This window comes from Comamonas thiooxydans (genome assembly GCF_002157685.2).
In the GTDB taxonomy this organism is placed as follows: Bacteria; Pseudomonadota; Gammaproteobacteria; order Burkholderiales; family Burkholderiaceae_C; genus Comamonas; species Comamonas testosteroni_H.
Genome location: NZ_AP026738.1, coordinates 2,536,596 through 2,560,159 on the forward strand (window position 1 = coordinate 2,536,596; position 23,564 = coordinate 2,560,159).

Here is a 23,564-nt window from a genome sequence, read left to right on the forward strand (position 1 = left end):
TTATGTCAGAACAAGCCACCGTCGTCGCTTTCAAGCAGTCTTCCGGACGGGTCGCCTTGCGTACCGGTAGCGGCCGCTTTGTGCTGGCCGAGCAGACCGATTCCAGTGCGCTGCGCGAAGGACTGAGTCTGAACGGCAATATGAGCGAGTTCGGCCCCGAGGTCTGGAGCGACGACAGCGGGCAAAACCAGTACCAAGTCTTTGTGCTGGGCTGGGATCTGTCGCAGGAAGCGGTCGAGCTGGAGATGTGATGTGTTGCTCATGAAAAAAGAGCTGCCAGCGCATGCTTGACAAGCGCTGGCAGCTCTTTTTTTAGGATTTTCCTGCAGCCGGGGCTTTCACCCCGGCGCGCCCTGTTACTTCTTCAGGTCGAAGCGGTCCAGTTCCATGACCTTGACCCAGGCGGCGACGAAGTCCCGGTAGAACTTCTGCTCGTTGCCCTTCTCGGCATAGATCTCGGCCACGGCGCGCAGAACGGCGTTGGAGCCGAAGACCAGGTCCACGCGGGTACCGCTCCACTTCCTGGCACCGCTCTTGCGGTCCACGCCTTCGTAGCTGCCATCCTCCAGAGGCTGCCACTGTGTGCCCATGTCCAGCAGGTTGACGAAGAAGTCGTTCGTCAGCTTGCCCGGAGTCTGGGTCAGCACGCCGTGGTTGCCGGCGGTGTTGATGTTGATGGCACGCAGGCCGCCGATCAGCACGGTCATCTCGGGGGCGGTGAGCGTCAGCAACTGGGCCTTGTCGATCAGCAGGGCTTCGGCGGGTGCTGGGAAACGTCCTTGCAGGTGGTTGCGGAAGCCGTCGGCCTTGGGTTCCAGCGGCGCGAAGGATTCGGCATCGGTCTGCTCGTCGCTCGCGTCGCCACGACCAGGAGTGAAGGGCACGGTGATCTGAACACCGGCGTCTGCGGCTGCTTTTTCCACGCCGGCACTACCGGCCAGCACGATCAGGTCGGCCAGCGAGATGCGCTTGTCACCTTCTGCCGCCTTGTTGAACTCGCGCTGGATTTCTTCGAGCTTGGTCAGTACCTTGGCCAGTTGCGCGGGGTTGTTGGCTGCCCAGTCCTTTTGCGGAGCCAGGCGGATGCGGGCACCGTTGGCGCCGCCGCGCTTGTCCGAACCACGGAAGGTGGAGGCCGAGGCCCAGGCCGTGGCCACCAGCTCCTGCACCGACAGGCCCGATGCCAGCAGCCTGGCCTTGAGGGCGGCTACATCGGCGTCGTTGACCAGTTCATGCTTGGTGGCGGGGATGGGGTCTTGCCAGATCAGTTCTTCCCGAGGTACTTCTGGGCCCAGATAGCGCGCACGAGGGCCCATGTCGCGGTGGGTCAGCTTGAACCAGGCGCGGGCAAAGGCTTCGGCGAAAGCCTGTGGGTTTTCAAGGAAGCGGCGCGAGATCTTCTCGTAGGCCGGGTCCATGCGCAGCGACAGGTCGGTGGTCAGCATGGTGGGCTTCTTGTTGGGGCCGCCATGCGCGTCGGGGATGACATCGCCGGCGTCCTTGGCAACCCACTGAATGGCGCCGGCAGGGCTCTTTTCCTGCACCCATTCGTACTTGAACAGATTCTCGAAGAAGAAGTTGCTCCACTGTGCAGGGGTCTGGGTCCAGGTCACTTCCAGGCCCGAGGTGATGGCGTCGCCGGCCTTGCCGGACTTGTAGCTGCTGGCCCAGCCCAGGCCCTGGGCTTCCAGGCCGGCGGCTTCGGGCTCGGCGCCCACATGGGTGGCGGGGCCGGCACCATGGGTCTTGCCGAAGGTGTGGCCGCCGGCGATCAGCGCCACGGTTTCCTCGTCATCCATGGCCATGCGGGCAAAGGTGTCGCGGATGTCATGCGCGGCCGAGAGGGGGTCGCCATTGCCGTCCGGGCCTTCGGGGTTGACATAGATCAGACCCATCTGCACGGCGGCCAGCGGGTTCTCGAGGTCGCGCTCGCCGCTGTAGCGGCTGTGCGGGTTCTGGGTGGGCGCCAGCCATTCCTTCTCTGCGCCCCAGTACACATCCTGATCGGGTTCCCAGGTGTCCACGCGACCGCCGCCGAAGCCGAAGGTGCGGAATCCCATGGTTTCCAGTGCGACGTTGCCGCACAGCATCATCAGGTCGCCCCAGGAAATCTGGTTGCCGTACTTTTGCTTGATCGGCCACAGCAGGCGGCGCGACTTGTCGATGTTGACGTTGTCAGGCCAGCTGTTGAGCGGGGCAAAGCGCTGCTGGGCGCGGCCCGCGCCGCCGCGACCGTCTTGAATGCGATAGGTGCCGGCTGCGTGCCAGGCCATGCGGATGAACTGGGGGCCGTAGTGGCCGAAGTCGGCAGGCCACCAGTCCTGCGAGTCGGTCATCAGGGCGCGCAGATCGCGCTTGACGGCTTCATAGTCCAGCTTCTGGAAGGCCTGGGCGTAGTTGAAGTCTTCGCCCAAGGGGTTGCTTTTGGCGGAGTGCTGGCTGAGCAGATCCACACGCAGCTGATTGGGCCACCAGTCCTTGTTGCTGGTGGCGTTGCCTGCGGCGGCGGTTTCGCTGTTCTGTCCTTGGTGGAAGGGGCACTTGGATTCAGTAGTCATGGGGCTCTCCGTTTCAACGATCCGACAGGTCGGTAGGTCCAGGAAACAGATATCAATCAATGATTGATATCAATCAATTCAACTCAATAGCTATTGGCGATTGGTTGAGATGAATTATCGGTGCGCGGCTGGCCTGAAGGGCGTGTTGTGCTATTGAAATTACTAAGCAGCGCCATAGGAAGAAATATGGGTCGAGTCTTGAGCCGACGCAAAGTCGGGTTCAGATACTTCGCAAAGTGACTGAGACTGTGACTTTTGAGCGTATGCGAGCCTGCCTGTTTACACAAGCATGAGCCATCAAATCAGGTCGTTGACCTACCTGACCTCAGCTGTGGCAGCGGCTCAGCCGGCTACCAGCTTGTGCACCAGATCGGCTGCGGTGGAGGCGCCGTATTTGCGCATCAGCCGGGCGCGGTAGATTTCCACGGTGCGATGGCTGATGGCCAGTGCCTTGCCGATTTCCTTGCTGGTCATGCCTTCGAGAAGACGCGCAGCGACTTCGCGTTCGCGGCCCGTGAGCTCGGCCTTGACGGGGCGATGGGCCGAAAGGTCCTCGAAGCTCCAGATGCCCGAGGCATGGGGATCGTTGCGGTCCAGCGTGCGGCCGCTGACATGGCACCAGAACACCTCGCCATTGGCGCGCTTCATGATGCGGTTGTCGGAATAGATGCCTGTGGTGTTGAGAATCGGGGCAATGCGCGCGCCCAGGCGCTCGTATTCGTCAACGCTGGGATAAAGCACCTGGAATGTCTGTCCTATGAGTACTTCGCGCGATGCGTGGAACATTTCACACAATTGCCGATTACAGTCAATCATGATGCGGTTGCGCGAGATGACGAGACCTACAGGGGCGGCGTCGAACGCCAGCCGGTAATCCACAACCATGGTACTGCTCTTTACGAAAAACTACTTACTTAAGTACGTAGTATCGTAGCGCATCCAATTTCAAGGAGACATGTGTGAAAAAGCTCTACCCATCCGCAGAAGCGGCGCTGCAGGGCGTGGTGTCCGACGGGCAATTGCTGGCCGTTGGCGGCTTCGGCCTGTGCGGCATTCCCGAGGCCCTGATCGATGCGGTTTGCGCCAGCGGCGTCAAGAACCTCACGGTGGCATCCAACAACGCCGGCGTGGACGGCTTTGGTCTGGGCAAGCTGCTGGACACCCGCCAGGTCAAGAAGATGATCTCCAGCTATGTGGGCGAGAACAAGGAGTTCGAGCGCCAGTACCTGGCCGGTGAGCTGGAGCTGGAGTTCACGCCTCAGGGCACGCTGGCCGAGAAGATGCGCGCTGGCGGCGCCGGCATTCCCGCCTTCTTCACCAAGACCGGTGTGGGCACGCTGGTGGCCGAGGGCAAGGAGTTGCGCGAATTCGACGGCGAAACCTATGTGATGGAGCACGCCATCGTGGCCGATGTGTCCCTGGTCAAGGCCTGGCGCGCGGACAAGAGCGGCAATCTGCAGTTCCGCCTGACGGCGCGCAACTTCAACCCTGCGGCAGCCACCTGCGGCAAGGTCTGCGTGGTGGAGGTCGAGGAGCTGGTGGAAGTGGGCGAGATCGCTCCCGACGACATCCATCTGCCCGGCATCTATGTGCACCGCATCGTGCACAACGCCAATCCCGAAAAGCGCATCGAAAAGCGCACCGTGCGCGAAGCCTGAAATATGGCGGATACGTCCTATTCGCCCGAGGCTGCCGCCCAGGCCGACGTACCGGTCTTTCGTGCGCTGGCCGCGCAAGAGCTGGAGCAACTGGAGCGCGAACGCTTGCTGGTGTGCCAGGTCGCGGCCCGCGAACTGGGGCTGGGCGACTGGAGCATGGACCGCTCGGGTCTGGCGCAGCTGCAGCCGCTGCTCGATCGCGGCCTGGTGTCGGTCGACAACCTGTTGCTGGCCCGAGGACTGGGCGTGGTGCTGGGTGACGCGCTGAGCTGCGAAATGGACGATATGGACTGGCATATGGTGAGCGACGAATGGGGAACTGACCCCGTTGTGCGCTACCGCGAAACCAGCATCCAGGTGGGGGCTCGCGACATGGTCCTCAAACGGCTCGAAGACGGCCAGAGTGTCGATCTGCTGCACTTGCTCGATGGTGTGATTTCGCACCTGCAGCCCATGATCGACTCCGGCGACTACCAATAACGTCAATCACGATTTATTCAGGAGGCTCTTATGCCCTGGACCCAAGACCAGATGGCCGCGCGCGCGGCCCAAGAACTCGAAGACGGTTTCTACGTCAATCTCGGTATCGGCATTCCCACGCTGGTGGCCAACCACACGGGTGACAAGGAAGTGTGGCTGCAGTCCGAGAACGGCATGCTGGGCATCGGCCCCTTCCCGACCGAGGACCAGGTCGACGCCGACCTGATCAACGCCGGCAAGCAGACCGTGACCACGCTTCCCGGCTCGGCCATCTTCGGATCCGACCAGTCGTTTGCCATGATTCGCGGCGGCAAGATCAATCTGTCCATTCTGGGCGCCATGCAGGTGTCCGAAAAAGGCGATCTGGCCAACTGGATGATTCCCGGCAAGATGGTCAAGGGCATGGGCGGAGCGATGGACCTGGTGGCGGGCGTCAAGCGCGTCATCGTGCTCATGGAACATGTGGCCAAGAAAAAGGACGGCACGACCGACCTGAAGATCCTGCCCAGCTGCACCCTGCCGCTGACGGGTCTGGGCGTAGTGGATCGCATCATCACCGATCTGGGTGTGATGGACGTGACACCCGAAGGCCTGAAGCTGGTGGAGCTCGCCGAGGGCGTGAGCTTTGACGAGATCCAGTCCAAGACGGGTGTGACGCTGCTGAAATAAGCGGCGCTGCGCTCCCGGGCAAGAACCGCTGCGGCGGTTCTTTTTTTATGCTTTTTCTGCGGAATCAGCAGAATTAATAGCTGCCGGGGTTGATGGCACAAGCGATGTAAGCTGTTTTTGCTTGAATTGTGGCCCACAAATTATTGCAATCTGCAACAATCGAGTTTGATTGAGCAGACAGAAACAGAGCGCTTTGATGAGTGAGAACGCTGGTGCGCAGGGGCACGAGACCGATGTACATTTTTTGCGCGCAGTCACCGATATGGCCGAGCATACGGAGGTCATGACAGGCGATGCAATCTATACCGACAAGGGCATGAAATTGGTGGACAAAGGCACACGTGTTGACAGTCGTCTCTATGACCGTCTGGTCATGCACAAGCTGCGTGATCCGATCGATGCCAACCTGATCACGGGCGACCTGGTCGACGTGGCATCCCTGGTCACCCTGGCGCGTCAGCAATGCGAGCAGGTCGACCTACTGCATCGCATGGTGGCGTCCATGGGCGATATCGAGCGTCTACTGGCGCCGCTCAAGAGCTTGCTGCTGCCCCAGGCCATCGCCTTCAAGCTCACCGTCATGCGCGAGCAGCGCACCGACCTCTACCAGCACAGCCTGCAGATGACGCTGGTGGCGATCTTTCTGGCGCTCAAGAACGGCTGGACCGAGCGCGAATGCGTGCCGCTGGCCACGGCCGCGCTGCTGCACGATGTGGGCATGCTCTATATGGACCCGGTCTGGACCGACCCGGACCACCGCTTGAGCGGCGAGGAGCGCAAGCATCTGGTCGCGCATTCCGTCACCGCCATGCTGGTGGTGCGCAGCACAGAACTGTATTCGCGCGCCGTGGAAATCGCCGTGCTCGAGCACCATGAGCGCATGGATGGTTCCGGCTATCCGCGCGGCATCAAGGGCAACGCCATTTCGCCCATGGGGCAGGTGCTGCTGCTGGCCGAGGTGGTCTCGGCCTTCTTCGAGAAATTCACGGACATGCCGGGCCAGCGCCTGTCGCTCATGCTGCGCATGAACCACAAGAGCTATCCGGCCGATCTGGTGCACCTGATTTTGCCGCTGCTCTATGACGAAATCAGTCCTGGCAAGCCACTGGCGCCGCTGCAGGCCGAGTTCTCGCACAGCATTGCGGCCCTGGAGGCTGCGCTGCGCAAATGGAGCGAACTCCGGCGCGATTTTCCCGAGCACTGGCAGCAAATGCCCGATGCGCAGGCGGCGGTGGCCGTGGAAGCCAGTCTTGCGCAACTGCAGAAACAGCTGGCCGAAGCGGGCTCCCACCCCAGCCAGCAGCTGGATGTGCTGAGCTACCTCAAGGACGACGCCCTGGGCATGAGCGAGCTGGCCCTGGTCAACCGCGAGGCCCTGTGGCAGTTGCAGGCCATCATGAACGACTGCCTGCGCCGCTGGCCCACGCTGGGACAGGGCGGCTCCACACTGGAAGTCGCGGTGGCCGAATGGTGCGAGGCCTGCGCTCAGCTGATGCCGCAGGCAGGCCGCAGCTCGGCCATGAATGCCGACAAGCAGTCGCTCAATTGAGGGCATTGACTGCGAGTTTTGCCTGCGACGACGGCTGACCTCAAGTTTGATAGCTGCAGGCGCTTGATTGACAAGCGCTAAACCGGTATTTCTTCAAGATTCTGTGCATCACGCCGCAGCGCGGCGTGCTTTGTCGCATCTGTGTGCGCCATCCTGAAAAAGTATTTTTGATAGCGCACAACGTCCGATATAAAAGGGTCGGCCGTATCTGCCGCCGATATTAAGGCCTTGTTTTGCGTGAAAACTCGAATAACTGTATATTTGTACAGTATTCAAGAGTTTTCGCATGCACACCCAGCCTCTGACATCCTTGGTCCATCCTGGCTCACCGCCCGGCATGACGGAGTCTGTCCGGCAGCAAACAGGTGCAGAGAAGGGCGTGCGGCCGGGTCTGCCCGCTGCGAGCAGCCCGCCTTTGTCCGCCATACAGATTCCCGGTGTCTGGCGCGGCACGGACTGGCAGGCCGGCGCCGGCCCTCAGGTCTGGCCCAGCGGTCATGCTGCGCTGGATGCCGAGCTGCCGGGCGGAGGCTGGCCCGGAAATGCCTTGATTCAGCTGCAGCAACCCGCGCACTGTCATGCGGAGTGGGCCTTGCTGTTGCCTGCGCTGGCCGCCCGTGTCCGGCAGCATGCGGCTTCACGCACGGATTCCGGGCTGGGCCAGCTGGTGCTGGTGGCTCCACCCTATCTGCCTTTTGCCCCGGCCTTGCAGGCCGCCGGCATTGACGCGAAGCGGCTGTGTGCGGTGCAGCCGGGGCGCAGTGCCCAGGATCTGGCCTGGGCCTGTGAGCAGGCTCTGCATTGCCGGGATGTGCTGGCGGTGCTGGCCTGGTTGCCCGAGCTTCCAGCGTCCACGCTGCGCCGCTTGCAACTGGCTGCCGCTTCGCAGGGCCGGCCTCTGTGGCTATGGCAGGAGTCGCAGGCCGAGCCGCACAGCTCTCCTGCTGCGTTGCGGTTGAGACTGGAGAGAGTCACGGCAGACTCCGCTGCCCAGCAGGCGCCGGGTTTGCAGATACAGATACTGAAGCGGCGCGGGCCTTTGCTGGAGCGTCCCATACAGCTCCCGCTTTCGCAATGGGCCTGGCAGCCAGTGCTGCAGGCGCAGTCTCAAAGACATGCGCGCCAGAGCGAGGAGGCTGCCATGCTCATGCAGGGGCGCATGACTGTCGCAGCTCCTGCAACGGCTTCGCCTTGGACGACGGAGGCATGAGATGGGCAGCGCAGAGCACTGGATGGCCTGGCCTCTGGCCTGCCTGAGTCAGTCCAGTCCGGTGCCAGAGAGTGCCTGCTGGTGGGCACTGGAGTTTTCGCCGCGGGTGGCCTTGCTCGAAGACGCCTTGCTCATGGAGACCAGCATGGTGCAGCGTCTTTGGGGTGGAGCCGAGGTCTTGCTGGCGCGACTGGACAGTGCTTTTGCGCAAGCTTGCCAGGCTGGCCACCCGGAGTCCGGGGGCGGGGATGCGGCACTGCAGCCGCTGCGCGGACAGGGCGGCACGGCCTGGCAGGCTTTGGCACGGCTGCGGCTGCAGCAGGACCGGCCTTGCGGCACCGTTCCTGCTTCCTTGTCCATGCCTGAGTCATCGCTGCATGCCGATGCGCTGCCGCTATGGACGCTGAGCGCCCTGGAGCAGCACGGCGCCGTGCTGCTGCGTCTGGGCTGCCGCAGCTGGGGCGATGTGCGCGCTCTGCCGCGTGCGGGGCTGTCGCGTCGCATTGGAGCCAAGGCTCTGCGTGTGCTCGACGAGGCCTATGGTTTGCTGCCTCAGCCGCTTGACTGGCTGCAACTGCCTCAGCAGTTCGAGCTACGCCACGACCTGGGTTATCCGGCTCACCATGCCGATGCCGTGCTCCATGCCGCCCAGCCGCTGTTGCGCGCGCTGCAGTCCTGGCTGCAGGCCCGTCACCATGCGGTGCTGGCGCTGCGATTGCGCTGGCACCATGATCTGCGCCGTATTGACGGCCAGGAGCTGCCGGCCTGGGAAGCGCTTGTCATCCGCACGGCCCAGCCCACGCAGGGCATGGCGCATTTGCAGCGCCTGTTGCGTGAGCACCTGGGCCAGCAGCGCTGGCGCGCCCCCGTGGACATGCTGGAGTTGCAGGCGCTGGAGACGGTTGCCTGGACGGCCGAGCCGCTGAGCTGCCTGCCTGCCGCCCAGGGCCAGGGCCTGTCGGATACTCTGGCCTGGCATGAATGGGTGGAACGCCTGAGCGCCCGCTGGGGCGAGGAGACCGTGCAAATGGTGCAGCCGCTGGCCGATCACCGCCCTGAGCAGATGCAGTGCTGGCAAGCTGCGGCGAAGCTGCTGCAGAGCCAGAAGCCAGGGGGCACCAGGGCTAGCGCCAGGGCCGAGGCGGGGGCCGGCTTCAGGCCGCGCCGTCAGCCCGGCTGTGCCGATCCCTGGCAAGCCCTGTGGCCGCCCTGGCTGCTGTCCAAGCCCCAGGCCTTGCCCGTGCAGGGCAACCGTCCCCAATGGCATGGGCCGCTGCAGCTCAGGGCCGGGCCCTACAGGCTGGAGTCCGGCTGGTGGGATGTGGCTGGCGATGCGTTTGCCGAGGCCCAGGTCGGCGCGCCGGCCGGCCTGGCCGTGCGTGACTATTTCGTGGCCTATAACGCCGTGGTCGGCCATGTCTGGATTTACCGCGAGCGCGCCCGTAGCGAACACCTGATGAGCATGACCGCCAGCCCCGCCTGCTGGTTTGCACAAGGCGTGTATGGCTGAGCAGATCCTGGTTGAGCCGCCCGCTCCCGCACTGCGCCTCGCAGGGCCGCCGCCTGCCGCCATACCGACCAGCCCCGTGGCCCAGGGCATGGGCAAAGGGCCGCTGGCCTATGCCGAGCTGCATTGCCTCTCGAATTTCAGTTTCCTGCGCGGTGCTTCATCGCCTGCCGAGCTGGTGCACCGGGCCAAAAGCCTGGGCTATGCGGCGCTGGCGCTGACCGACGAATGTTCGGTAGCCGGTGCCGTGCGTGCCTTTGAAGCGGCGCGGGACTGCGGCCTGCACCTGATCCATGGCAGCGAATTCGCCTGGGGCCCGCTCAGGCTGGTGGTGCTGGTGCGTGATCTGCAAGGCTGGGGCAATCTCTGTGAATTCATCACCGCTGCGCGCAGCCGCTCAGGCAAGGGCGACTATCTGGTCGATGAATCCAGTCCCTGGCAGCTGCTGCAGCAAGGCTGCGAATGCCTGCTGCTGCCGCAGCGCGAGCAGCTCGATGCATCGGATTTGATAGCTATAACCGCTTGTCTGGAAAATGTTTCAGCGCATTTTTCGACAAATAACCTGTGGCTGGGCGTGGAGCTGCACCTGGCGCCCGACGACAGCCTGTGGCTGCAGACCCTGCAGCAGGCGGGCGCGGCGCTGGGGCTGCGCTTGCTGGCCTGCGGAGATGTCCATATGCATGCGCGCTCGCGCAAGCCGCTGCAGGATGTGGTCACGGCAATACGCTTGGGGCGCACCGTGGCTGAATGCGGCTTTGCACTGCAGCCCAATGCCGAGCGGCATCTGCGCTCGCGTCTGCGGCTGGCTTCGCTCTATCCCAGAGCCATGCTGGAGGCGACGCTGGAGCTGGCGGCGCGTTGCAACTTCAGCCTGGACGAGATTCGCTACCACTATCCGCAAGAGAGCGTGCTGCCCGGCATGACGGCCACGCAGACCCTGGCCTGGCTGACCTGGGAGGGCGCGGCGGGACGCTATCCCCAGGGCATTCCCGAGGACGTGCACGATCAGCTGCACAAAGAGCTGGCGCTGATTGAGGATCAGAAGTACGAGATGTACTTTCTCACCGTGCATGACATCGTGCGCTATGCGCGCAGCGTCGGCATTCTCTGCCAGGGGCGAGGCTCGGCGGCCAATTCTGCGGTCTGCTACTGCCTGGGCATCACGGCGGTAGATCCGGAAAACAACAATCTGCTCTTCGAGCGCTTTATCAGCAAGGAGCGCAGCGAGCCACCCGATATCGATGTGGATTTCGAGCATGCGCGGCGCGAAGAGGTCATTCAGTACATCTACGGCAAGTACGGGCGCGACCGCGCTGCGCTCACGGCCGTGGTCAGCTGCTGGCGCAGCCGCAGCGCGCTGCGCGATGTGGGCAAGGCGCTGGGCCTGCGGGCCGATCTGATCGATGCCCTGGCCAAGGGGCAGTACTGGTTCAGCGAGCATGCCCAGGCGCAAGCACAGGCGCACGCGGAGACGGCGGATGCGGCAGAGGAGGACCAGGCGCCCGAAGCACTGCCCGAAGACTGGGTGCAGCGCAAGCTCCAGGAGGCCGAGGTGCTGGCACGCGAAATGCATTGCGCAGTGGGCGTGCATAGGTTGCGCCTCTGGATAGAGCTGGCCTGGCAGCTCAAGGACAGCCCGCGCCACCTCAGCCAGCATGTGGGCGGTTTTGTGCTGACCGAGGGCAAGCTCACGCGTCTGGTGCCCGTGGAGCCTGCCACGATGGCCAAGCGCTCCGTCATTCAGTGGGACAAGGACGATCTCGATGTCGTGGGCCTGCTCAAGGTCGATGTGCTGGCCCTGGGCATGCTCACCATGTTGCGCAATGCCTTGAACGAGCGCGCTCGTTGGCGTGGCGAGCCATGGGAGCTGCACCAGATTCCGCAGGAGGATGCCGCGACCTACGAGATGATCTGCCAGGCCGATACCGTGGGTACTTTCCAGATCGAAAGCCGTGCCCAGATGAGCATGCTGCCGCGCCTGCAGCCGCGTACCTTCTATGACCTGGTGGTCGAGGTCGCCATCGTGCGCCCCGGCCCGATTCAGGGCGGCATGGTTCATCCCTATCTGCTGGCGCGCGAGCGTGCACGCCGGAAGCTGCCACTCAAGCTTGAAAAACCGGAGCTTGAAAATGCCTTGCTGAGAACCCTGGGCGTGCCCATCTTTCAGGAGCAGGTGATGCAGATCGCCATGGATGCTGCCAAGTTCTCGGCCGGCCAGGCCGATGAGCTGCGCCGCTCCATGGCGGCCTGGAAGCGCAAGGGCGGCGTACACAAGTTCGAGCGCCCGTTGATCGACGGTATGGTGGCGCGTGGTTACAAGCTGGAATTCGCTCAGGCCATCTTTGCGCAGATGCTGGGCTTTGGCGAATATGGCTTCCCCGAAAGTCATGCCTACAGCTTTGCACTGCTGGCCTATGCGAGCGCCTGGCTCAAGCGCCATGAGCCGGCCATCTTTCTGCAGGCGCTGCTCAATGCCCAGCCCATGGGTTTTTATTCGCCGTCCCAACTGGTACAGGATGCGCGCCGACACGGAGTGCGCGTGCTGCCTATCGATGTCTGCCATAGCCGCTGGCATTGCACCTTGGAAGCTCCTCTGCAAGCCATGCGCGGCGTGGCCCAGCCCCAGCCGGCCGTGCGCCTGGGGCTGAACCGGGTTGCCAGGCTGGGCAAGGCCGCTGCGCTGCGGATCGAAGGTGAAGCTGCGCAGGCTCCGTGGAAGGACGTGAGCGATCTGGCCATCCGGGCCCGGCTGGACAAGGCGGATATGGAGGCCCTGGCTGCGGCGGACGCGCTGCGCAGTCTGGCCGGCCATCGCCGCCAGCAGATGTGGGATGCTGCTGCGCAGGCCAGCCTGCCGCCCATCTTTGCGCAGGCCGCCATTCATGAGCCAAGGCTTGAACTGCCCCAGGCCGCCGAGGGCGAGGAAATCATGTTCGACTATGCCGCCACCGGCCTGAGCCTGCGCCGCCACCCGCTGGCCCTGCTGCGTCCCAGGCTGGCACGACATGGCCTGAAAACCGCAGCCGAGCTGCGCCAGATGCTGCCGGGCCAGAAGCTGCGTGCCTGCGGCATCGTCACCGTGCGCCAGCGCCCGCCTACTGCCAACGGCACGCTGTTCATCACGCTGGAAGACGAAACCGGTGTCATCAACCTGGTGGTCTGGAGTCAGACCTTTGCGCGCTGGCGCTCTGCGTTGTTGGCCTCGCGTCTGCTGGCGGTGGAGGGCATCTGGCAGCGCAGCACGGCCCCGCAGCTGGAGGCGTCGGAATCAGCGGGGGATATGCCTGCGGCCCAGACAGGGGATGAGCCTGCGGTTCGCCATCTGGTCGTGATGAAGGCCAGGGATGTGACCCGCTGGCTGGGGCGGTTTGCCGAGGTCGGACTGAACAGCCGGGATTTTCATTGAGCGCCAAGGGGGCCGAGTCGGTTGCATTGCACAGTCGGAGCGGCAGAAAACGCAAGCCCATTTTATTGATATGTCATAACGGATTCACGATCGCTTACCAAGATTGCGGGCTTTTCCGCCCTTTGAGATTGGCTTGCGTATGCAGACACCTGTTCATTTTTCCGCACACAAGAAAACATTCGTGCTTCGTGCCGTCGCCCTGGCAACAATATTGACTCTGGCTGGCTGCGGCGGCGGTGACGGCGGCAATCAAGACCAGGTGGCCGAGTACGTGATTCCCGGCCCGCCCGCAGGGCTGGGCACCGAGACGATCAACGTCACAGCGCAAGCTGCGACCAGCATGCCTGTGTCGCGCACCGATGTACCCAGATACCGCGAAGATGCCACCGTCTTCAACTCCGGCAGGCATGATGCAACGGCCAATGGCAACAACTCCTGCTATGCCGATCACACCACCAACAGCACGCTGCGCATTCTCTCGGGCTTCCTCGATATCTGGGAGCCTTCCGAGCGGAAGATGAACGGTTTCAAGAAATCCGATTTCGCTGGAATCTTCGCGCCTGGCGCGACCACACCGGATACCAACGTCGCCGGAAAGCAGGGATGTGAGGCTTTCGCTCTGACTACATGGAACGGTGTCTGGCATGTGCTTACAGCAGACAACACTGATAGCACGCCAGGCCAGGCGCCGGCCGCAGGGACCACGGGAACGATCAAGAAGAACGAGCTATTTCTGCAGAATATGGCGTACTCGTCCAAGCTGACCACACAGACGATTTACACCGATGCGCAGAAGGAGGACATCAAGCTCGACGACACCGGCAACAAGGTCACGCGCACGGTCATGGGAGGCTCGCTGGGGCCGCTGGGCCAGGCTTGGGATGATCTTGCAAAGAATCCCAGCGCTGGCTGGGGCGATACCAATATCCAGACCAACCCCGAGTTCGGCGCGGTGCTTCAGTTCGTTGACAATGCCACGGTCGGCAATATTGCTTCGGACAACGGGCCCAAAGGTTTTTACAAATTCGCCCGTCCGTATCGCTGGTCGGCTGCCGACAGCAGCCTGCCGGTCGTCAAAGTGCTGCCAGAACTGATGTCGCGTCGCGCAGCAGGTGATGATGCAGCTGCTGCGCAGGTCAAGGCACAGCAGGACTCCGACTTCCCCAGCGGCCATACCGCCGAATTCGTGCGCTATTCAATGGCTATTGCCTATATGGCGCCGCAGCGTTTCCATGAAGCCCTGGCGCGCGGGCTTGAGGCCGGTGAAAACCGCATTCGTGCCGGCATGCATTCGGCGCTGGGCGTCATGGGCGGGCGCATGCTGGGTTCGTCCGTATGGATGCCTTTTCTGAAGGGCGCTGGCGATCGAGGTCTGAGCTATACCGAAGCACAGCGTCAGCTCGTGTTTCAGCAAGCACAAGCGCAGTTGCGAAGCAGACTGGGCGTGAATACCGGCGTGGAGCTTTGGAACGTTGCGCACTCGGCCAAGCCCGGCGAAGACCGCTTTGCGGATTTCGCGATCACCAAGGCGGAATATCTCAGGCGGCTGACATTCGGTTTTGCACAAGACAAGGCCAAGGCTGGCAAGCCTGCCGTTGTACCCAAAGGAATGGAAACCCTGCTGGAGACCCGCTTTCCCTATCTGACGGCAGACCAGCGGCGAGCCGTGCTCAAAACCACGGCCATCGATTCCGGCTACCCAGTGCTTGACGATGAAGAAGGCTTTGGGCGACTGAACCTGTTCGATGCGGCCAGCGGCTACGGCAGACTGGAGGCAGATGTGACCGTCACCATGAACGACAGCATCGAAGGCTTCTGTGCTTCGGGCTTCTGCACTTTTGACCGTTGGCGCAACGACATCAGCGGCGCGGGCAAGCTGACCAAGCGTGGAAGCGGCACTCTGGCATTGACAGGCGCGAATACATATAGCGGCGGCACCGTGGTTTCCGCGGGCACCTTGCGTGCGGACTCTTCCACCGCGATAGGCATCGGCGCGGTATACGTCGATGGCGGTACTTTGGCAACCAACGGCAACCAGCTCCAGGTGAGAGGCTCTTACACCCAGAAGTCGGGGGAGTTGAACTTGGCGCTTTCCAGCAGCACTGCCGGTACGTTGGCGGTGACCGACCATGCTGCACTGGCAGGTGCTTTGAACGTGAGCTTCATCAGCGGTTACACACCCAAGGCGGGTGACAGGATTGTCGTGTTGACCGCCAAAGGCGTGCACAACAAGTTCACCAGTGTGGTGGTGGATGGTTTCGCAAAGTCCACTGCGAGCTATGGCGACACCAGCGTGACCATCACATTGGCCAGTTGATCGGGCTTGAGGTAGAAGGCCTGCGCGATTTCGCGGCGCAGGCCTTTTTGCGTTTGCAAAAGAGGCCCGCACTTTTCAGGATGCAATGACGCTGAGGCCTTCCCGGGGCGTGGCCGCTGTTCATCTATGTGACGAGATTTCTAACAGTGGTCTGCTCGAAAGCAATGGTCTTGCTATTTGCAGATGCGAGGAGTTGAGCCGCCGAAGGCATTTCTACAAAGCCTCTTGAGTCGTTGGCCTGCTAGCTCAATCCAGCGACGTAATCCCTTGATAATACTAATTACATTGTGTTGCGATTTGCGCTAGGCGAGTGACGCAGCAAGCGGCTTTGCCGGATCGGCCCCATTTCATGTATCGGAGTGGCCGCTTTGCCGGCTATTTACTTTTCTATGGAATGGATGAAAGCGATGAGATTGACCAAGCTGAACATTGGTGCCCGACTGGGCCTGGGGTTCGCAGTGGTGTTGGCATTTGCCGTGGTGATCACGGTTATCGGCATCTGGCAGCTGAACTCGGTGGGCAAGGCCACGCAGCAGATGATGCAGGAGCCGCTGACCAAGGAACGCCTGATCAGCGACTGGAACAGCAATGTCAGCGTGGCGGTGGCACGCACCACGGCCATCGCCAAGAGCAGCGACGCAAGTCTGGTGCAGTTTCTGGCTGCGGATGCGGCTGCCACTACCAAGAGCACGGCCAATGTGCTCAAGCAGATCGAACCCCTGATCACCCAGCCTGCGGAGCGCGAGATCCTGGACAAGATCATGCAGGTGCGCAAGACCTATCTCGCCAGCCGCGACAAGGTCAGTCAGCTCAAGGCCGATGGCATGGCCGAAGAGGCGGAGTCCACGCTGATCAACAGCTATGTGCCGGCCGCCCAGGGTTATCTGAAGCTGCTCGGCGAGTTGCTGAACCTGCAGCGCGCCAGCTTGGATGCCAAGGCGGCAGAGGTGGAGCAGATCGAGAGCAGCAGTAGGACGTACTTCCTGGTTCTGGCCTTGCTGGCTCTGGCCATCGGCTCTGTCAGCGCCTGGCGTCTTACGCAAGGCATCACCGCTCCGCTCAAGCATGCGGTCGGCGTGGCTCGCCGCGTGGCCGATGGTGATCTGACGGCCAAGATCCATGTGAACAGCAGCGATGAAACCGGGCAGCTCATGCAGGCCTTGCACGATATGAATTCCAGCCTGGATAGGCTGGTGGGACAGGTGCGTCAGGGCACGGACAGCATTGCCACAGCGTCGGGCCAGATTGCAGCGGGCAACCATGACCTGTCTGCGCGCACGGAAGAGCAGGCCAGTTCCCTGCAGCAGACCGCTGCCTCCATGGAGCAGCTCACTTCCACGGTCAAGCAAAACGCCGATAACGCCAGTCAGGCCAATCAGCTGGCGCTGTCGGCCTCCGATGTGGCTGTCAAGGGAGGCATGGTGGTGTCGCAAGTGGTGGAGACCATGGGTGCCATTAGTCAGTCTTCGCGCAAGATTTCCGACATCATCGGCGTGATCGACAGCATTGCTTTCCAGACCAATATCCTGGCGTTGAACGCCGCCGTGGAAGCAGCCCGTGCCGGCGAACAAGGCCGCGGCTTTGCCGTCGTGGCATCGGAGGTGCGCTCTCTGGCCGGTCGCAGCGCTGAAGCGGCCAAGGAAATCAAGCAGCTGATTCAGGCCTCGGTCACCAAGGTGGAGGAGGGCAGTGCGCAGGTCAGCCAGGCCGGTCAGACCATGGATGAAATCGTCAGCAGTGTGCAGCGTGTGACGGACATCATGGGTGAGATCACCGCCGCCAGCCATGAGCAGACCAGCGGCATCGAGCAGATCAACCGCGCGGTGGCCGAGATGGATCTGGTGACCCAGCAGAATGCCGCCCTTGTGGAAGAGTCCACCGCTGCTGCGCAATCCATGCAGCAGCAGACCAGCGACTTGTCGCAGATGGTCAGCGTCTTCCGCCTCAAGAGCGCCTGATTCTGTAGAGCGACCGGGACTGAAGCCTAAAGGTTTGTCCGCGACAGTGCAGGAGGCTGAAATGCCTTCTGGCTGCCGCCCCATCCCTGGCATGCCGAATATGGCCGAAACACTACGGCACTGTCGCGCCTGAAAGCTGCCATGAGTCTTTCGATATAGGCAGTCCCGCAGATTTCTGCTTGCGGTACTGGAGACAGCGAGACCTTGGGAGGCCGGACAGCAAGACGGGCAAAAGCGGTCGGATAGCTCAACGGCAGCAATTGAGCAAAAACAGGGCCTGCTTGGGTGGAGGCACGATGAGATTGGCGCGTATCTGCCGCCGTACCGCAATTCGGCAGATCTGATTCAGGCATCCGCTATCGACTTCACCATCCTGTATGCCGCGTGGTTGCAAGATGAATACGAAGTGGCTACGAGATCACCGCCCGTGACAAGGCTTTCAAAGGCACTGTCTTATGAAACCTCTCATTCTGGACAGGCCCATTGATCATTTCAGGCCGGCTGCTGCTGTGTGGTGCAGTGGATACCTCCACCGCCAGCTGCGATTGCGTCAATGTTGAGTTGCACGATGTCGCGTCCGGGAAATTGCTCACGCAGGATCGCTTTCGTGTTGCGATCGGCTTGCACATGACCAAACTCAGGGCATAGCACCGCGCCATTGCATACATAAAAGTTGATATAGCCTGCAGCAAAGTCCTTGTTCTCATACTGCGGCCGAACATGGTCAGGCCCTGGCATGGTCACAACCTTTAATGGAAGACCACGCACATCCGTGGCTTTGCGCAGGATGTCGAGATGGCGACGTGTGACCGCATGCTCAGGCGAGGACGAATCGCCCTCGAAACCGGCCACCACCACACCGGGCGCGCAGAAGCGGGCATAAAAGTCGGTATGGCCATCGGTGATGTCTTGACCCGCAATTCCTGGCAACCAGATGACTTTCTCGATGCCCAGCACTCGGCGTAGCGCTTTTCGAACGCTGCCATAACAGGCTGAGGTGGTCGGTTCAATGAGAACGCCCAATTCGACCCGTTTCTTACGGTGGGTATCGATTGACGGGAATATTTGCTCCATTGGACACATCCAATGTGTAGATCCATTGATTGCTAAGGAGTGAATCATGGGCATAGAGCACAGCAAAATCCTCGAACGCGAAGAGGTTGCACAGGGTACGATGGCATTCCATCTCGCCAAACCGGCGGGGTTTGATTTCCGCCCTGGACAGGCGTTTGAAATCCAGCTGCCAGGCGCGGTCCCTGGGGAGAGCAACGAGGAGCGATGTCACGCGTTCTCCATTGTCAGCGCGCCACACGAGAGTGAACTAGTGTTTGCCACGCGGATGAGGGACAGTGTTTACAAACGCGCTTTGGGAGCTCTACCCGTAGGTGCTGAGTTGGATATCGATGGACCATTTGGTTCGCTTACCTTGCACAAAAACACGGCGCGAGCGGGTGTGCTCATCGCCGGTGGGATTGGCGTGACGCCGTTCATGAGCATGCTTCGAAACGCTGCAATGCAGCAGTCACAGCAGGATTTGCTTCTGCTGTATTCCAATCGTCGTCCAGAAGATTCGGCGTTTCTCTCTGAACTTCAAGCTCTCGAAAAGAAGAATCCAAAATTCCGGCTCAAGGCCACCATGACGGATATGGCGCACTCAGCCGTGGATTGGAGTGGTGATACACAAACGATCGATAGAGAGTGGCTCCAGCAGGCCATTGAGGGCTTGGCTAATCCGATCTTTTATGTTGCTGGCCCACCTTCCATGGTGGCGGCAATGCAGCAGTTGCTGTTATCAGCCGGCATTGATGAGGACGATGTGCGTAGTGAGGAGTTCTTTGGATATTGAATTGGCAGACTCACCCTGATCAAGGGGAAAGTCTGCCATGACGTATTTGGATGCAGCCGCTTGGCATACCTCGCTAGTCTCTTACCAGTGCAGATAGAACATGGCCTTGGCCAGCAAGACAATGACCAGCACGTGGCAGAACACGCTCAGATGCAATCGGTGCGAGCGTCGCCCATTAAGTTGTCCTTGGCGGCGCCACCACATGGCGCTGGCGAAGTGCGCAAGCACGCTAAGCGCCAGCGCAATCTTGAGCACCATCAGCATGCCTGTACTGCTGGCCAATGGGTGTGCCAGTACCGATCGGTGCTGCCAGGCCAAGCCTGCTCCCGCAGAATACAGCACTAGCAACACCCAGGGAATGACGGCGGTGGCGCGTGTTCCCAGCGCCTGCTCCACGGGGAGCATGTGCTGCTTCGGCACTCGGCTGTGCACGTTGGCCAGCAGCACGACTTCGAAGAACACTGTGCCTGCAAACGCCACGGCGGCCAGCAGGTGCAGTGTGATCAGCAGGCCATAGCTCATGTCTGGGCCTCCTTTCTTGACAGTCGTATGGCAGGAATCAACGGCACTGCGCTGACAGACGTTGGCGGTATCAGGTCCGCAAGAGTGAAGCCATCTAGATGCGCCATGAAGCTGTGCAAAGCTCCTTGCAACATGCCAGCAAGGCGGCAGTCGCCGGTCAGCGTGCACCGGTTGTCGTTGCCAAAGCATTCCACCAGCGTGAAGTCGGACTCTAGTCCACGTATCACTGTACCGATATGGATCTGCTTAGGTTCACGGGCGAGGCGCATGCCGCCTCCCTTGCCACGTACCGTCTCTATCCAACCCTGCAGGGCCAGTTGATGCGTCACTTTCATCAGATTTGCCTCGGAAATGCTATAAGCCTGCGCAACCTCGGAAATCGTGCACAGGCGATCTGGTCGCTGGGCTACATGCATGAGCAGCCGCAGCGCATAGTCGGTCATCAGGGTTAGACGCATTGAGTGATCTCGTTCAAACAGATTCTCTGGACTTGCTGGCGACCTGTCCTGAGGGCTGAGCCGCTGAGAGTCCAGCTGGTGGCAGGCGCGGCCGAATCAGCAAGGGCACAAATCGCCACAGGTACAAAGCAAAGGCCAGCCCCCATGCAAGCGCCGAGGCATGCAGCGCGACTTGAGGGAGCCCCGCAGGCAGAAGTGCCAGCAGGCGCAACAAAGCGGCGGCAAGCACCAGCACATACATGACCACGATGCTCCCATCGGCGCGCAATGGTCGCCCCAGATGGCCCAAAGCCGTACGTGTCACCATGCCGATTATCAGCACCGCAAAGCCGGCCACGCCGATCACATGGACCGGCCAGGCCAGGCGCAGTACCCAGTTGCTCGCCTGCAGCGCTGCCACCAGCAGGCCCGTGCCCAAGGCCGCATGACCCAGGTACAGAATCCACAGCAACGGCACCTGACGCACAGCCCAGGGTTTCCAGGCCAACACCTGCCATAGGGTGATTAGTCCCGTGACAGCCAACGCGGTCACCATACCCGGCCCCCATCCCAGCAACAAACAGACAATGCCAAGCACGCCAGCCCAGAGTTGCCATTGCCCGCTGGCCGTATGCATGGGAATCTGCAGATCCGTCACCGCCCGCATAGCGAAGAATGGAATAACGCGCCGCGCCACCAGTAGTGCAATCACAGCCATGCACAGCAGCCCTGTATAAAGGTAATGCATCAGCGTTGCGTAGTCGCTGCCTTGCCATACCGAGCGCAGAAAGAGTGCATCGGCCACACCCAGACCTGACACCAGCAGCGGCAGGCCGTAATTGCGTCGGCTGCGTGCTGTATAGATCACCCGACCCAGAACTACGGCAGCGACGACGAAAAACAGCAGTTCACACACTACGGCAAAAGCAAAAGCTGTATCACCCACCACCAAGAAACCCACGCGCGCCAGCAGCCACAGCACGCACAACCCGCCCAGCGCCCGGCCCTGAATAGGGTTGCTTCCAGTCCAGTTACTCGCCGCAGTGAGCAGAAAGCCCACGGCAATCGTCGCCACAAAGGCCCACAACATCTCGTGCGCATGCCACAGCACGCCACCCAAACGCCCCGCAAGCCACTGTGGCGCGAACACCCACAGCGCGACCGACACCGCAGCCCACAGACAACCGGCCATGTACAAGGGCCTGAAGCCAAGCTCCAATAAGGCTTTCCACTGGGGTGCAGGAGCCTTGGGTTGGGGCACAGACCTCATCGGCTCCTCGATCTGCAGCAGCTCAGACATGGCTCACCACCGCCGGTAGTGCCTTGGGATCACGGCTCATCTGGTAGCCCGACCACAGGCTCTGTGCAATACGGCGCGCCGCCTGCCACGCTTGATTGGCCATTGCGCGGTTGGGTTGCTCGGCCAGCGTGACCTCGAACAGGCCCAGCCAGCGCTCAAACAGCTCTAGGCTTAGACCGGGTAGCGCAGCATGCTTGGGCATAGGAGCCCCTGAAAAGCGTGCTGTGCGTCGCAAAATGGCCGACCAGAAATCCACCAGCTTGGTCAGATGATGGTCCCAGTCCGCTATACGCGCATCGAAGATGGGGCCGAGCACCTCGTCCTGGCGTATTCGCGCATAGAAGGAGTGCACCAAGCTGACGACTTCCTCTTCAGTGCAAAGCTCATGAATCCTCATTGCGCAACTCCTTTCGCTGTCGATACTGCACATAAGATTCACTAATTATGTATCTTATAACTAGGCATGTCTCTAGGTGCATGGTGTTGTTGCATTACAGGGACTACGGCCACCCTATGTCGATAACTTGTGACGCACAGCCGGCACAGCGGTGCAGGTTGGTCGAAGAGTTCCTCAAAACCCTGGTCAGCGCGAGCAATGAAGTACATGGGAGCGCAATGACATCGTGATGTTTGCGCTGGGGTGAGTAACAGCCGGACGGCAGGGCAGTTGCGGGCGTCAATGCTCGGATGGCCGTTATGGAGCGGTGTCCGACAGGTTGCGAGCGGCTACGGACAGCGGCCATCGCTGCATTTCAGTCGTTGTTAACGTGCATCCGAAATTCTGCTTAGGGTCAATGGCACCAATTCGCCCCAGGTAAAAGCGGTCACTCGAAACTAGCGATAGTCCAATGACTGCTTTGGGCATTAGCTGTCATTGGCATCTTTGAGTCGAGTGACTTCAGACAGCCTGCAGCTGTAGTTCGGAGGTGCACTATGGGAGTCTGCTCATGGCCGAGATGATGAATTCATGGCTACGGCAAGACGCTGACAGCCATAAGGCTGAGGAAGCCGATCGTCGCTAGTCGCTCAAGCGAGTTGAAACCCGCCCTCTAGAGAGCACATCCTGTGTGGCCCTCAACTCGATGAGAGACCATCATGGGACGTAATCCGTGGGAGATGCCTTTACCACTGAGGCACAAGGAGGCAGGTCACTTCGTGAAGGTCAATCCGCGAATGGTCGCCTACCAAGGGTCTCCATCACATGGTCCACAAAGCAGGTGATGCGTGCCGCCAGCGCGGTGTTGCGGTAGTAGACCGCGTTGATGGACTGGCGTACGTCCAGTGTCTGCTCTGGGAACAACTGAACCAGCTTGCCGCTCTTGCGGTCTTCGCGCGTCATGAAGTCCGACAGGCAGACAAGGCCAAGGCCTGCCAAGGCCATGTGGCGCAGGGTCTCGCCGCTGGAGGAGGCAATCGTCGGCTGAATGCGCACAATGTTGCCAGCTGCGTCGCGCAGTGGCCAGTCGTTGAGCGATTCGGGCTGGGTGAAGCCCAGCAGCGAATGCCTGGCCAGCTGCTCCGTGTCGCTTGGCGCGCTGTGGCGCTTGAGGTAGGCGGGGCTGGCCAGAACACGGACCTGACTGGTGCCGACGGGACGGGCGTGCAGGGTGGAGTCCTTGAGCACGCCGATGCGAAAGGCTACATCGGTGCGTTTTTCGATCAGGTCGATGATGCCTTCGTTGGAATTGAGCTCCAACTCCACCTCGGGATAGCGCTCGCGAAAGCCCGCTATCAGCGGCACCAGCACATGCAGCATGAAGGGCGTGGCTGCATCGACGCGCAGCCGACCGGCCGGGCGCATACGCCGCGCGGCCATCTGCTCCTCGGCTTCGTCGACGGAGGCGATGATGGCGCGGGCGCTGTGCAAAAAGCTGGAGCCTTCCTCGGTCAGCTCAAGCCTGCGCGTGGTGCGGCGCAGCAGCGTGGTTTGAAGCTTTTCTTCCAGTCTCCCCAGCGTCCGGCTGGTGGCCGAGATGGTGAGGCCCAGCAGCTCTGAAGCGGCAGTGATGGAGCCCGTGTCCACGACCGCTACAAAGGCTTGCAATTCATCGAGGGTGGTCTTCATTGTTGAATTTAATTCAAGAGAATTTGTTTGATATAGGGCTTAATCTGCAAATATAAACCGAGGACACTGCATTCCATTGAAA

18 protein-coding genes and 1 pseudogene are annotated in these 23,564 nt (G+C 61.3%); 11 read left to right on the top strand and 8 right to left on the bottom strand.

Annotated elements, in window-relative coordinates:
* Window positions 1-2: 2 nt before the first annotated feature.
* A complete protein-coding gene (locus CTR2_RS11675; RefSeq protein WP_087083947.1) occupies window positions 3-251 on the top strand; it encodes a hypothetical protein in 249 nt (82 codons plus the stop codon).
* 105 nt (window positions 252-356) lie between these two features.
* On the opposite strand, the gene katG is transcribed toward CTR2_RS11675, so the two are convergent.
* Both katG and CTR2_RS11685 read right to left on the bottom strand, forming a co-directional pair.
* Window positions 357-2,558: a catalase/peroxidase HPI gene (gene katG / locus CTR2_RS11680; protein WP_087083945.1), complete on the bottom strand. Its 2,202-nt coding sequence runs from the start codon at window positions 2,556-2,558 to the stop codon at window positions 357-359.
* Between the two features lie 342 nt (window positions 2,559-2,900).
* Complete coding sequence (locus CTR2_RS11685) at window positions 2,901-3,443, bottom strand: PAS and helix-turn-helix domain-containing protein (protein ID WP_003055436.1); 543 nt, start codon at window positions 3,441-3,443, stop codon at window positions 2,901-2,903.
* 74 nt (window positions 3,444-3,517) lie between these two features.
* On the opposite strand from CTR2_RS11685, the gene CTR2_RS11690 reads away from it, so the two are divergent.
* The 9 genes from CTR2_RS11690 (at window position 3,518) to CTR2_RS11730 (ending at window position 17,312) form a co-directional block, all read left to right on the top strand.
* On the top strand, window positions 3,518-4,216 hold the full coding sequence (locus tag CTR2_RS11690) for a CoA transferase subunit A (protein WP_003079441.1): 699 nt from the start codon (window positions 3,518-3,520) through the stop codon (window positions 4,214-4,216).
* Window positions 4,217-4,219: 3 nt separating this feature from the next.
* The gene (locus CTR2_RS11695) at window positions 4,220-4,696 is read left to right on the top strand and encodes a DUF3806 domain-containing protein (protein WP_087083943.1); all 477 of its coding nucleotides are present in this window, start codon (window positions 4,220-4,222) and stop codon (window positions 4,694-4,696) included.
* Between the two features lie 30 nt (window positions 4,697-4,726).
* Window positions 4,727-5,365 (top strand): 3-oxoacid CoA-transferase subunit B, encoded by a 639-nt coding sequence (locus tag CTR2_RS11700; protein ID WP_003079436.1) that lies wholly within the window; start codon window positions 4,727-4,729, stop codon window positions 5,363-5,365.
* A gap of 196 nt (window positions 5,366-5,561) precedes the next feature.
* Window positions 5,562-6,914, top strand: coding sequence for an HD-GYP domain-containing protein (locus CTR2_RS11705; protein ID WP_087083941.1), 1,353 nt, complete (start codon window positions 5,562-5,564; stop codon window positions 6,912-6,914).
* A 286-nt stretch (window positions 6,915-7,200) separates the two neighbouring features.
* Window positions 7,201-8,124 (top strand): translesion DNA synthesis-associated protein ImuA, encoded by a 924-nt coding sequence (gene imuA / locus CTR2_RS11710; protein ID WP_087083939.1) that lies wholly within the window; start codon window positions 7,201-7,203, stop codon window positions 8,122-8,124.
* A gap of 1 nt (window position 8,125) precedes the next feature.
* On the top strand, window positions 8,126-9,634 hold the full coding sequence (locus tag CTR2_RS11715) for a Y-family DNA polymerase (protein ID WP_087083937.1): 1,509 nt from the start codon (window positions 8,126-8,128) through the stop codon (window positions 9,632-9,634).
* Window positions 9,627-13,037 carry a DNA polymerase III subunit alpha gene (dnaE, locus tag CTR2_RS11720; RefSeq protein ID WP_087083935.1) on the top strand — a complete coding sequence of 1,137 codons (3,411 nt, stop codon included), beginning with the start codon at window positions 9,627-9,629 and terminating at the stop codon, window positions 13,035-13,037. Before CTR2_RS11715 ends, dnaE begins: the two co-directional genes overlap by 8 nt.
* Window positions 13,038-13,218: 181 nt before the next feature.
* Window positions 13,219-15,354: an autotransporter-associated beta strand repeat-containing protein gene (locus CTR2_RS11725; RefSeq protein WP_254913372.1), complete on the top strand. Its 2,136-nt coding sequence runs from the start codon at window positions 13,219-13,221 to the stop codon at window positions 15,352-15,354.
* A 407-nt stretch (window positions 15,355-15,761) separates the two neighbouring features.
* Entirely contained in the window at window positions 15,762-17,312 is a 1,551-nt protein-coding gene (locus tag CTR2_RS11730; RefSeq protein WP_087083931.1) for a methyl-accepting chemotaxis protein, read from the top strand.
* A 492-nt stretch (window positions 17,313-17,804) separates the two neighbouring features.
* On the opposite strand, the pseudogene CTR2_RS11735 reads toward CTR2_RS11730, so the two are convergent.
* A pseudogene (locus tag CTR2_RS11735) lies at window positions 17,805-18,284 on the bottom strand (agmatine deiminase family protein); the annotation flags it as partial.
* Window positions 18,285-18,432: 148 nt separating this feature from the next.
* Between CTR2_RS11735 and CTR2_RS11740 the strand changes: the two are divergent.
* Window positions 18,433-19,158, top strand: coding sequence for a ferredoxin--NADP reductase (locus tag CTR2_RS11740; RefSeq protein WP_087083928.1), 726 nt, complete (start codon window positions 18,433-18,435; stop codon window positions 19,156-19,158).
* Window positions 19,159-19,239: 81 nt separating this feature from the next.
* Here CTR2_RS11740 and CTR2_RS11745 read toward each other — a convergent pair whose 3' ends face one another.
* From CTR2_RS11745 to CTR2_RS11765, 5 genes are all read right to left on the bottom strand, one after another.
* Complete coding sequence (locus tag CTR2_RS11745; protein ID WP_087083926.1) at window positions 19,240-19,680, bottom strand: CopD family copper resistance protein; 441 nt, start codon at window positions 19,678-19,680, stop codon at window positions 19,240-19,242.
* Window positions 19,677-20,138 (bottom strand): RrF2 family transcriptional regulator, encoded by a 462-nt coding sequence (locus tag CTR2_RS11750; RefSeq protein ID WP_087083924.1) that lies wholly within the window; start codon window positions 20,136-20,138, stop codon window positions 19,677-19,679. The genes CTR2_RS11745 and CTR2_RS11750 overlap by 4 nt, the downstream gene beginning before the upstream one ends.
* A gap of 13 nt (window positions 20,139-20,151) precedes the next feature.
* Window positions 20,152-21,417 carry an NnrS family protein gene (locus tag CTR2_RS11755; RefSeq protein WP_087083922.1) on the bottom strand — a complete coding sequence of 422 codons (1,266 nt, stop codon included), beginning with the start codon at window positions 21,415-21,417 and terminating at the stop codon, window positions 20,152-20,154.
* A complete protein-coding gene (locus CTR2_RS11760) occupies window positions 21,410-21,814 on the bottom strand; it encodes a group III truncated hemoglobin (RefSeq protein WP_087083920.1) in 405 nt (134 codons plus the stop codon). The genes CTR2_RS11755 and CTR2_RS11760 overlap by 8 nt, the downstream gene beginning before the upstream one ends.
* A gap of 765 nt (window positions 21,815-22,579) precedes the next feature.
* Window positions 22,580-23,482: a LysR family transcriptional regulator gene (locus CTR2_RS11765; RefSeq protein ID WP_087083918.1), complete on the bottom strand. Its 903-nt coding sequence runs from the start codon at window positions 23,480-23,482 to the stop codon at window positions 22,580-22,582.
* Window positions 23,483-23,564 lie beyond the last annotated feature (82 nt).